Origin of the sequence: Legionella sp. ST3F1, from assembly GCF_048553315.1 — a bacterium.
Lineage (GTDB): Bacteria > Pseudomonadota > Gammaproteobacteria > Legionellales > Legionellaceae > Tatlockia > Tatlockia donaldsonii.
On the sequence record NZ_JBLZIO010000002.1, the window covers coordinates 84,435 to 95,208 of the forward strand.

Consider the following 10,774-nt stretch of genomic DNA (forward strand, 5'->3'; position numbering starts at 1 on the left):
CTTTCTACCTGGTACTGTCAAACACCTTTACAGGTTTGCGCGCCTTTCTGGCTAGTGCTATAAAGAGAGTTATCACTATTTGCTTTAATGGATTGAAAAGAAGGAATCTTTCATGGCAAAAATGACAGGCGGTCAATTACTCGTTAAATGCTTGGAAGAGCAAGGTGTAGAGTACGTATTTGGAATTCCTGGTGCTAAAATTGATGCAGTATTCAATGCCTTGGTTGATTCTCGTATTAAACTGATTGTCTGTCGGCATGAGCAAAATGCGGCATTTATTGCAGCAGCCTATGGCCGTTTGACTGGAAAACCTGGTGTTGTTTTAGTGACCTCTGGACCTGGCGTTGCTAACCTTGCCACTGGGTTGCTGACGGCAACCACAGAAGGTGACCCAGTAATCGCGATCGGCGGTAATGTAGCCCGGTCAATGAGCCTGAAGCAATCCCATCAAGGGACTAACAACGTTAAATTGATGGAGGCAGTGACTAAGAGCAGTGTTGAAGCCCATTGGGTTGATAATATCCCGGAAATTGTCGCTAACGCATTTCGTACGGCTCTTACTCCTTCCAGTGGGGCCTGTTTTATCAGTTTGCCGCAAGATGTGTTGAATGACAGTACTGATTGTAAACCGATTCCTGGCATTGTTGCACCAGAATATGGTGAGGCGCCAAAAGCGCTAATCGCAAGAGCTGCTGCCTTAATCAATCAGGCGAAGCAACCAGTCATTTTACTCGGTATGGAATCAAGTCGCCAAAATAATGCCAGGGCGATTCGAACTTTACTCAAAAAACATCCTTTTGCTTTAATCGGCACTTATCAAGCAGCTGGTGTCGTGTCGAAGGAGTATGTTGATCTTTTTGTGGGGCGAGTAGGGTTATTTAAAAATCAGCCCGGAGATCAATTGCTGGATCTTGCTGATGTGGTAATCACAATAGGTTATAACCCCGTTGAATATGATCCAGAAATTTGGAATGCCTCCAATAAAAAAACAGTAGTTCATATCGATTACCATGCTTGTGATATCCATCTCTCTTATCATCCTGCCTGTGAGGTATTAGGCGATATTGCAACGAATATTAATAGTCTGATTTCCCATCTGGAAAAACGTGAACGAGCATTAAGCCATAAAATAGTTCATTCCCGTCAATCCTTACTTGATAAAATTGATTCAGGAAAAAACTACACGGCTTCACCCATTCATCCTTTACGTTTCATCTATGAATTAAGGCAGGCGGTTGATGATTCAACAACAGTATGTTGTGACATTGGTACCGTGTATATGTGGATGGCACGGTATTTTTTTTCTTTCCGCCCACATCAATTATTATTTAGTAATGGTCAGCAAACCCTGGGAGTTGCCCTACCTTGGGCGATTGCCAGCAATTACGCTCTCCCCAACGAAAAGGTCGTGTCAATTTCCGGAGATGGAGGTTTTTTATTTAGCGCCATGGAATTAGAAACAGCTGTGCGGGAAAAATTGCATTTCATCCATTTTATCTGGCGTGATGGAAGTTACAATATGGTTTTAGAACAAGAATTGATGAAATACCATCGCATCAGTGGTGTCACGTTGGGACAGGTTAATATCCCTGATTTTGCTGCTGCGTTCGGGGCTATTGGTTTGGAATTGACGAAGCCAGAAGCGTTTCAGGATATTTTTGAGGAAGCGATGGCACAGCAGAAACCGGTATTGATAGATGTGCCGATTGACTATAGCGACAACGCAGAACTGTTTGAGACCATTGATCCGAACGGCGGTCATTGAGAGGGGTTGTCAGTCATTACTCAATTGGCGAGTAAAATGCAGGGAGAACCTGCATTATCATTTGAACGTTATTCACAATGAATCGACTGCTTTTTTTCTATTTTTGGAAAATCCTCAATCAGTTGTTCTTCTTTGCCTAGGTAAATGACCTGTTGTGCAATAATATCAACGATATACTGTTGAGTTCCTGCGGCCACAATACGCTTAAGGAAAGTTGGATAATCAATCATTTGTTGCTGAATAGCAGAGATGGTTTTTTGTACTGATTCTTTATCAAAATGATTGCTCATTGGTGCCTGGTTAAGAGCTATTTCTTCCATGTGAGTGGTTTTATCGTTGAAATAATAGTGTATGCGATTGGCTTGCAAGTCGACCTCATAGCGAATGACTCCCATTTCAGCGAGCGTTTTAACATGTTCAGGGAAAATTATGGTGTTATTAAAGCAGCCCTCGAGAGATTGTTTAATAAAAGCGATTGCCTCAGTTGATGGTTTCATTTCATTCTCCAGGTAATAAATAACAAAACCAGTTTAGAAGAGGTCTAAGAGAATGTATTGGAAGAACACGACAAATCAGTAACAGAGAATTTCGCCTGGCGTGCAGCCGGAAAATTGTCTGAATTCATGAATAAAGTGAGATTGATCGTAATAATAGTCATTAGTAAAAATGTTACTAAGCGGCAAACCAGTTTGTAATTGCTTGAAAGCTTGCTGAAAGCGTTTAACCTGCAAAAATTTTTTGGGGCTTATGCCAATCATTTCCTTAAAATGACGCTCCAGCGTTCGAGTACTATAACCGTAGTATGTCGCTAAGTTGTTTACAGAATTGATTAGCGGATTGGCCATTATTTCTTTGGCCAGCGAAATAACGGCTGTTTTTGGTGATTTCTTAGTGTTGGCTGAATGTAACTGGATGAGAAAGGTCTGCATGATGTCTGCTAAATCCGACGTATTCTGTGCATTTAGTAATTCTTCTTCCAGTAAATCCATGTTGTTATAACCAATAAGTTCCGCTAAGCCAATGGCTTGATCATGCAAATGATAAGCCGATTCTTTGAGCAATAAAGGGATTGCCCAAGGATAAAATTTGATTAATAAGGTTGTTGTTTGTTCATGTTCTGGCTGGAATTCTTTAAAACTTGTCTGTAGACCACTGATACCGCAGCGTTTAAGTAAGGTTTTTTTGCCATCCATGAGCAAAAAAAGTGATCCATGGTATTGAAAACCCATTACAGCAAATAAATCGGGTAAGACTTTGTAGGGAGAGGCAGAGAGAGTATCTTTTGCTGTTTCAAGCGTAATACTTTCTACATAAGCAGTCAGTAAGGGATGTACAGGTATTTTTAAACTAGTCTGGTTTACAGGAAGCTTGTGCATAAGCGGTTTCAATAAAGGAGCCATCAAAACCAGTATGGTATAGGTTGCATGAATTGATGGCAACTTGATTATTACTTAACAATCCATCGTGTTGATTGTAAGTAATTAAGTAATGGGTTCAACCCATTACTTAATTTTTGGTAGTCGCACTGGGACAGGCTGCATAGGGCCAGGGATCTTTATTCATATTAAGTTTTTCCAATAAGGTATTTCTCAGGAGAGTACTATTCGCCTTGGTAGTGCCTGACCAATATCCTGTTGCACAACTGGAAGTATTGCAATCGCCACCCAAAGTGAAGAATGGTTTTTTATGATGGATTTTACAACTACAGATGGCTTGACTGGGGTTTCTGGGGCTGACGGTACAAGGAGAATCAAGGCAATCAGTCCATGGTGAGCCTTCAGGGCACATCATGCCTTTCTTTTGATCAAATTGAGCAAAGGAAAAGGAAGAGCGAATACGTTTAATTTTGTATTTATTAATTTTGGGCTCTCGTTTATCACAAGAAGTAAATCCCAGGCTAATGTCCTTTTTAACAACGCAGGTGCAAAGTGCATAACGTGGATGTCTTGGATCTGGTACGCAAGCGGCCGAGGTACAGAGAGCGTACTCTTGTTGGCAACTAATTGGTTTTTGGGATTGGCCAGAATAAGCATTACCAAGATAACAGTTCAGCACCAATAAACAAAAAAATATTTTTTTCAGTCGGTTAAAAGAACTCAATTTCATATTTTTATCCCTAAACATTCTAATTTAAAAAAACATAATGGATATCAGGGTAAAACACAAGAATTGTCGATGACTCGATTAATTGCTCGCGTCAAATATCATAATCCCGTTCCCATCTTTCCCATTACTTAAATGGCAACTCCAATCCATACCTAACTGTTTTTCATCGGTGAGCGGATCGTAATAAGCTACATGGAGTTCCGCTGAGTTGTCTTCAAATATACGCAGACGAGCATAATTATTCCAAAATTCGCCGTGAGGATGCTCTATCAGCATGGTGATAGATGTGACAATAATATCCTTTTGTTGATCATCTACTTGTAATTTATAGTGGGTATATTCATTAAAGTTAAATCGGGTACTGGCTCCTTTTAGTTTAGGAAGAATATGGGAGGCAGCCGAATTGGGGTCAAGACTGCATTTATCAAAATGGAGAATAGCCTTAACATCATCACCACGCTCCAAGGCAGTGACGAGTTGGTTGTAATTGCTAATCAGGGTCGTTTGCGCTGAAGCCGCGTGGGTTACCAAGCTAAGAAACAAGATTCCTGTATGATTCAAAACCGAGATTCTCATCCATTTTCCTAACGGAGCAGACCTAATTAAAGGATAGCAGCTGCTTAAGAAGGCAGGTGAAATTTTTCGGTTTTGAGAATTAATTTGATGATGTCTTGAAACGATCAGAAGACACCTTCTGGCAGAAGGTGTCTCCAACATTCAGGATGATTAGACCCGAGCTGAATTGTCTGGGCTGGGGGTAGCGGTATATTCTTGCCACTTGCGTTGTGCCTGTTTGCAACCATAGCAAGCCAGGTTATATAAATCAGGCAGGAACGACACAAAAGCATCGACGAAATCCATGGGTGAACCCTTGTTAAAACCATATATACAGCGATTAAATTCAGCGCTTTTTTTACTTAAAGCGATGTTTTCATCACGAGAAGAAGATGTTTCGCGGGAGGGGGAAAATACGGTTAGAGAAGGTACTTTATAACTACTCTCATGTTGGTTGAGTTCCGCAATGTAGCCTTCTTCAATATCATTTGCAACTAAGTGTCTTATTTGTATAGGCGTAAGAACCGGGTAAAGAGTAACCATCATATTGCGAATGATGGGACTATTTTGTAACTCTTCCTTCGTATTTACGCGCTCTTCTTGTGGGCCAAGACTCCAATTACAGCAAGCTACTGAAAGTTTTAATGCTTCTTGATATTCAGCATAGGCAAGAGAGCGTTGACTTAAGTGGTACATTGCTGAACCCCAGCCTGCCCAACTTAAATAGCCAACTAGAGGAAGAAAGGACAAGCTGGAGGCGACTACACCAAGAACAATACTAGCCATAATGGTTTGATCAAGTTCTTTGAGTGCTTTTGACTTTTGTTGCAATAAGGTGGTGCACCCTTTAATGAAGTCAGCATGTTGGTCTAGACTAAAAGGCTGAACTGGATGAACTGCAAGCACACCGTTCGATGCTTGTGCCTGGTCTCCAATAGTAAAATAACTGGTTGAAGTTATTTGTTGCTTATTAAGTGGATTATCAATTGCTAGAGTAGGGATGGGTGTAGAAACTGGTTGTGTTCTTCCAAAATAACTTAATGCTAATTCCAATACTGATGCCATGTTATTTTCATCGTAATAATGAACGAAATGGCATTATAATGTTTTTTCTGCCAATAACAATTCATGGTTGACATGAAGGCCTATTTTCTAGTAGAACCCAATAGCATAAAAAAAGGCCGATTTCACCGTTATGAGTAGTAAAGTACATCATTATCAAGATTTAATTACCATTTTTAATACCTGTTTTTCGGAAAAGTATAATACCCAACTGGTTAAAGGTGATGAAGAGCCTATTTATCTGCCGGCTGACGAGCAACGTTCTTACCATGCTATTTTTTTTGCGCATGGTTTTTTTAGCAGTGCTCTGCATGAATGCGCGCATTGGTTTATTGCTGGCAAAGCGCGTAGAAAGCAGGTTGATTTCGGTTATTGGTATTTGCCGGACGGGCGCACAGCAGAACAGCAAGAACTATTTCAATCAGTGGAGGTAAAGCCTCAGGCGATGGAATGGATACTTTCTGTTGCAGCAGGGCATCGCTTTCGAGTCAGTATCGATAATCTTAATGGAGATGAAGCAGATACCGATATTTTCAAGCAGGCTGTGTATGAGCAGGTCGCAACCTATTGCAGACAGGGATTGCCCAGGCGTGCCGATTTGTTTCGCAATGCCTTGTGCTGCTTTTATGGAACATCTCCAGTGATGGACATCACCCAGTTCAAACTGGGCGATTTGTAAGTTTTTTCGCTAACCAAAATTATAGATTAAACCGAATTCGACCTGATTCCCTGTAGGAGTAATGGTCGTTGTTTTTAATGTCTCATTATCAAGCACAGCAAATGTTACTTTTTTATAGCGAAGGTAAGAGTACTCTATTCTTGCCGCGAGGTGTTCATTAATTTTTTGATTCATTCCTAAGCCAGCACGCAAACCGCCCAGATTCCTGCGAATACTGGCCAAAGAATTATCTCTGGTTGTAATTTTAAAGCGCCCATTGGTGTAACCCACACGACCGTAAAAGAGAGTGCTGTCGCCAAAGAGGAATCCCGGTAAGCCACTTAAACTATAGCTATAGGGCATTTCAAAGGTTGTATCAGTAATATTGCTATTAACATATTCATTATTTGCAGAATCAAATTCAACCGTACTGACGTTAATATTGGCTTCAGCCGCTATATACCAGCGTCCATGCTGCCAGGCATGGCCTGCAAATAAGGAGCCAAAAACCCCTTTGCCAGTTTTATGGGTTTTATCCAAGACATCAAAATTGGGGGGCGTATTTTGGGATTTAACAAAGGCATATTCTTTAAAATCGATGATATCGGGTCCAGCACCAGCACCTGCATAAAATCCTGCGCTCCAGCATGATAAAGGCAATAAAATAAAAGCAAAGATGGTTTTCCGTAACATTGTTTTTCCATTAATTAAAAAATGAGTCAATGAGTATAATCCGAATAGAGGGGGTTGCAAGGGATGATCCTCTTCTTCATGAATCAACCATGAAGAAAATCCTGCTTTAGTATCGACAGAATAATAGTTTTATTCTAGCCAGTCGGTCTTTAAGATAAGTGATCATGTTTAATAGTGGTAGAGTCATCGCACCGGTTTGGACGTTTAGGGTTTGTAATTCGCTAACGAATGGTTTTAATCCTTTAGGTCTTGATAAGTTCATGGGCGTCTGCAGCCAAGGATCTTATTGACTGCGGATAAGTAAAACAGGCGAGGCGGCAATACGAATCACACTTTCTGCGACACTACCTAAAAATAAATGACTAAAGCCACGACGACCATGAGTCCCAATAACAAGCAAGTCAGCAGGCCAACGCTCAGCCTCTGCTACAATTTTTTCTGCAAGGCGTCCCTCAAGCTTTAGTTCGATGAGGCAATTATCACATTTGATCTTGGCCTTACGCACTAAAGCGTTGGCCTGATCTAGAATTTTTTGTCCTTGCCGTTTGTAAGCCGCAGCTAAGGTGTCAAAATCAATATAACCCTCTGTGTAATTAACGATATTCTCATCAATTACATGAACAAGGCGCAGCTGAGCTTTGGCGTGAGCAGCTAGTTTAATTGCTTCCTGCAAGGCTAGCGTGGAGGAATCGCTGCCATCAATGGCCACCATAATCTTTTTGTATATCATGATGCGTCTTCCCTATTCTTTTATTTTAACCAGATGGAATAACTGGTACTTGGCTCTATTTCTATTTTAGACCCTGTTGTGACTCTTTGATAATGAAATGAATAGTAGTCAACTATACTCAAACAAAGGGCAAAATCTCTTTGACGTGGATTATTATCTGAAAAATAGAGAGTTTTTAAGGGTAGCTAAGGGCGCTGGTAAATTTCATGAATGCAAATAAGGGAATTGAGCTGCAATTATTGACCATTACTCGCGGGTTCTTGAGTGAGCTCCAGGCCGATCGTGCATTACAGGCTATTACGTTGGATGCGTCTTTAGAGCGCGAGTTAGGTATTGACAGCCTGGGGAAAGTAGAACTTTTCCATCGTATAGAACAAGCCTTTTTTGTTCATTTACCTGACAATGCAATGGTGGAGGCAGTGACACTTCGTGATTTAATCAAAATGGTTAAAGAGGGCAGTGTTAATACTTTATTGCGAACTAAAAATCAGCAATTTTCACCTGTACTTGAATCAAAACCCCTTGACTTGACTACCACTTCATCACTTTATGAAGTGCTTTATACCTATGCGGAAAAAGAACCCAAACGCCCGCATATTTATTTACAAGATGAGCATGGCAACGAGCAAATCATTCAATATGGCCAATTGGTTAAGGAGGCGGAGAACGTCGCCAGGGGTTTATGCCAACGCGGTATTCAACCGGGTGAAACCGTCGCGATTATGTTACCTACCAGTGATGCCTTTTTTTATACGTTTTGTGGCGTGTTACTGGCAGGCGCCATCCCTGTTCCTATCTACCCACCTTTTCGTGCAGATCGTATTGAAGAGTATGCAAAACGTGAGGCAGGAATTCTACGTAACGCACAAGCTCGTTTATTAGTAACTTTTACTGCCGCGGAAACTCTCAGCAACATGTTGCAAACCTTCGTACCCAGTTTAACCAAAGCCCTTACCGTAAAAAATTTACAAACATCGACTGGTAAGTTACCCACTGTTGCTATAGAGCCAGATGATATTACTTTAATTCAATATACGTCAGGTAGTACGGGGGAGCCGAAAGGGGTCACTTTAACTCATAGAAACATGTTGGCAAATATTCGAGCCATAGAGAAGGCCATTGGCATCAAGCCAACCGATGTCAGTGTGAGTTGGTTGCCTCTTTATCATGATATGGGGCTGATGAGTTGGCTGGGTAGTCTTTATTTTGGTATTCCCGTCACCATTCTCTCCCCCCTTACCTTTTTGACCCGTCCAGAGCGCTGGCTATGGGCAATACATTATCATCGCGCAACAATATCTGGAGGCCCTAATTTTGCCTATGAATTATGCTTTAAAAAGATCAATCCAAATGAAATTGAAGGCTTGGATCTGAGCTCATGGCAGTACGCTTTTAATGGTGCGGAAGCAATCAATCCCAAAACTCTTGAGCGTTTCGCCAAGAAATTTTCTCCCTATGGTTTTAAGCTTGAGTCTTTTGCTCCTGTCTATGGTTTAGCAGAAGCCACAGTAGGTTTAACGTTTCCTGGCAAAAAGCGAGTGCCACGAATCGATAAAATTCAACGTGAATGGTTTGAAAAAGACAATAAGGCAATTCCGGCATCGCAAGGGGAGGAAACGGTTGAGTACGTGGGATGTGGGGAGGTTTTAGCCGACCATGACATCCGTATCGTAGATGATAAAAGTGCTGAATTACCTGAAAGGATAGTGGGAAATATACAATTCAAAGGCCCTTCTGCCATGCAGGGTTATTATAATAATCCGCAAGCGACGCAAAAAGCGTTCAGGGATGGCTGGTGGGATACGGGAGATTTAGGTTATTTGGCTGATAAAGAACTGTTTATCACCGGACGTAAAAAAGACTTAATTATTAAAGCAGGCCGTAATATTTATCCGGAAGAGATCGAGGAAATACTCAATCAGATAAGCAGTATTCGCAAAGGATGTACTGTAGCTTTTGGCATAAGTGACTCGAGTACAGGGACTGAAAAACTGGTAGTAGTTGCTGAAATTTATGAGTTGGTAAAAGCAAAACAACAAGCTATTCGCGCGGAAATTATTGAAAAAATGGCGATGGAATTAGGTATACCCCCTGATATAGTCATTTTGGTTCCACCAAGAACTGTCCCCAAAACCTCAAGTGGAAAACTACAGCGCTCTGCCTGTAAGCAGGCTTATATCGAGGGCAAATTAAGCAAGCAGCAATTGCCAGTCAAGTTGCAGTTGATAAAATTAGCTTGCATTAGTGTAGGTAAAAAAATTTATAGCTGGATTTGTTATTTGGGACGATTAGTATACAGCCTTTACGTAGCTATCTTGCTAGTCATTCTTTTGCCCATTATGTGGTTTCTTTCGCTGCTTTTTTCATCTCAAAATACCGCTAAAATGGTACATTTTTTTGCTCGTCTCTTTTTTAGACTCACTTTCTGTCCTGTCACTGTCGAAGGAAAAAACAACTTAAACGATCTGGGTTCGGTGATTTATATTGCTAATCATGCCAGCTATGTCGATGCGCTTGCGTTGGTGGCGGTTTTGCCGACAAATATTGCAATCGTCGCGAAAAAAGAATTATTAAGTGTACCTATCATTAACAGTTTTATTAAAAAATTGAATTATCCAACGGTTGATCGAATGGATTTTACCAAGAGTTTGGAAAATAAAAGCCTGATTGAAGCAGAACTGCAACAGGGACAATCCATTGTTATTTTTCCTGAAGGAACGTTTACCTACGCTACCGGATTACGTCCTTTTAAATTAGGTGCCTTTATCATTGCAGCTGAAACAACGACACCCCTGTGTCCAGTTTCCTTGCAGGGAACACGCGCAATTTTACGTGGCAATAATTTACTGGCCAAACCAGGAAAGATCAAAGTGGTTGTTGGCAAACCCGTCTCTCCCAAAGGTAACGATTGGCACGAAATTATCCGTCTTCACTCAATAATGCGTACCGAAATTGCCAAAAACTGCGGTGAGCCGGTGATTGATATCATTGTCGCAGGTCCAGCCATCGATTAGAGGCTGTTGAGCTTTCTACTATCTTGGCACTTATAACCTGATTTTCTGTGCTTCGCTGCTCACATACTCGTATGTATGCTGCGCTGCGATGCTCGAAAATCAGGTTATAAGTGCTCAAGCTAGCGAAAGCTCAACAGCCTCTCACTTATCTTGGTGCTTCAAGTCTGATTTTCTTTGTTTCAGCGCTCACA

10 protein-coding genes are annotated in these 10,774 nt (G+C 41.2%); 3 read left to right on the forward strand and 7 right to left on the reverse strand.

Annotation, left to right across the window (positions count from 1 at the left end; translation table 11 throughout):
* The first annotated feature begins 112 nt into the window (after positions 1–112).
* Positions 113–1,765: an acetolactate synthase AlsS gene (alsS, locus tag ACN4Z1_RS02580; protein ID WP_228362976.1), complete on the forward strand. Its 1,653-nt coding sequence runs from the start codon at positions 113–115 to the stop codon at positions 1,763–1,765.
* A 68-nt stretch (positions 1,766–1,833) separates the two neighbouring features.
* Here the strand turns inward: alsS and ACN4Z1_RS02585 are convergent, their stop codons facing one another.
* From ACN4Z1_RS02585 to ACN4Z1_RS02605, 5 genes are all read right to left on the reverse strand, one after another.
* Positions 1,834–2,262 (reverse strand): DUF1398 family protein, encoded by a 429-nt coding sequence (locus tag ACN4Z1_RS02585; RefSeq protein ID WP_228362975.1) that lies wholly within the window; start codon positions 2,260–2,262, stop codon positions 1,834–1,836.
* 75 nt (positions 2,263–2,337) lie between these two features.
* Complete coding sequence (locus ACN4Z1_RS02590; protein ID WP_228362974.1) at positions 2,338–3,141, reverse strand: helix-turn-helix domain-containing protein; 804 nt, start codon at positions 3,139–3,141, stop codon at positions 2,338–2,340.
* Between the two features lie 130 nt (positions 3,142–3,271).
* On the reverse strand, positions 3,272–3,871 hold the full coding sequence (locus tag ACN4Z1_RS02595; RefSeq protein WP_228362973.1) for a hypothetical protein: 600 nt from the start codon (positions 3,869–3,871) through the stop codon (positions 3,272–3,274).
* Between the two features lie 78 nt (positions 3,872–3,949).
* The gene (locus ACN4Z1_RS02600) at positions 3,950–4,447 is read right to left on the reverse strand and encodes a hypothetical protein (protein ID WP_228362972.1); all 498 of its coding nucleotides are present in this window, start codon (positions 4,445–4,447) and stop codon (positions 3,950–3,952) included.
* 150 nt (positions 4,448–4,597) lie between these two features.
* Positions 4,598–5,491, reverse strand: coding sequence for a hypothetical protein (locus ACN4Z1_RS02605; RefSeq protein WP_228362971.1), 894 nt, complete (start codon positions 5,489–5,491; stop codon positions 4,598–4,600).
* A 130-nt stretch (positions 5,492–5,621) separates the two neighbouring features.
* On the opposite strand from ACN4Z1_RS02605, the gene ACN4Z1_RS02610 reads away from it, so the two are divergent.
* The gene (locus ACN4Z1_RS02610) at positions 5,622–6,167 is read left to right on the forward strand and encodes an elongation factor P hydroxylase (protein WP_058447095.1); all 546 of its coding nucleotides are present in this window, start codon (positions 5,622–5,624) and stop codon (positions 6,165–6,167) included.
* A gap of 9 nt (positions 6,168–6,176) precedes the next feature.
* Here the strand turns inward: ACN4Z1_RS02610 and ACN4Z1_RS02615 are convergent, their stop codons facing one another.
* The gene (locus tag ACN4Z1_RS02615) at positions 6,177–6,839 is read right to left on the reverse strand and encodes an outer membrane protein (RefSeq protein ID WP_228362970.1); all 663 of its coding nucleotides are present in this window, start codon (positions 6,837–6,839) and stop codon (positions 6,177–6,179) included.
* Between the two features lie 283 nt (positions 6,840–7,122).
* Entirely contained in the window at positions 7,123–7,569 is a 447-nt protein-coding gene (locus ACN4Z1_RS02620; protein ID WP_181879389.1) for a universal stress protein, read from the reverse strand.
* 206 nt (positions 7,570–7,775) lie between these two features.
* Here ACN4Z1_RS02620 and ACN4Z1_RS02625 point away from each other — a divergent pair, with 206 nt between their 5' ends.
* The gene (locus tag ACN4Z1_RS02625; protein ID WP_228362969.1) at positions 7,776–10,583 is read left to right on the forward strand and encodes an AMP-binding protein; all 2,808 of its coding nucleotides are present in this window, start codon (positions 7,776–7,778) and stop codon (positions 10,581–10,583) included.
* The last annotated feature ends 191 nt before the right edge of the window (positions 10,584–10,774 follow it).

What these genes read in the sequence shown, in the direction of transcription:
- alsS (WP_228362976.1), top strand. Translation starts at nt 113, where the DNA reads ATGGCAAAAATGACAGGCGGTCAATTACTCGTTAAATGCTTGGAAGAG.
- ACN4Z1_RS02585 (WP_228362975.1), bottom strand. Translation starts at nt 2,262, where the DNA reads ATGAAACCATCAACTGAGGCAATCGCTTTTATTAAACAATCTCTCGAG.
- ACN4Z1_RS02590 (WP_228362974.1), bottom strand. Translation starts at nt 3,141, where the DNA reads ATGCACAAGCTTCCTGTAAACCAGACTAGTTTAAAAATACCTGTACAT.
- ACN4Z1_RS02595 (WP_228362973.1), bottom strand. Translation starts at nt 3,871, where the DNA reads ATGAAATTGAGTTCTTTTAACCGACTGAAAAAAATATTTTTTTGTTTA.
- ACN4Z1_RS02600 (WP_228362972.1), bottom strand. Translation starts at nt 4,447, where the DNA reads ATGAGAATCTCGGTTTTGAATCATACAGGAATCTTGTTTCTTAGCTTG.
- ACN4Z1_RS02605 (WP_228362971.1), bottom strand. Translation starts at nt 5,491, where the DNA reads ATGGCATCAGTATTGGAATTAGCATTAAGTTATTTTGGAAGAACACAA.
- ACN4Z1_RS02610 (WP_058447095.1), top strand. Translation starts at nt 5,622, where the DNA reads ATGAGTAGTAAAGTACATCATTATCAAGATTTAATTACCATTTTTAAT.
- ACN4Z1_RS02615 (WP_228362970.1), bottom strand. Translation starts at nt 6,839, where the DNA reads ATGTTACGGAAAACCATCTTTGCTTTTATTTTATTGCCTTTATCATGC.
- ACN4Z1_RS02620 (WP_181879389.1), bottom strand. Translation starts at nt 7,569, where the DNA reads ATGATATACAAAAAGATTATGGTGGCCATTGATGGCAGCGATTCCTCC.
- ACN4Z1_RS02625 (WP_228362969.1), top strand. Translation starts at nt 7,776, where the DNA reads ATGAATGCAAATAAGGGAATTGAGCTGCAATTATTGACCATTACTCGC.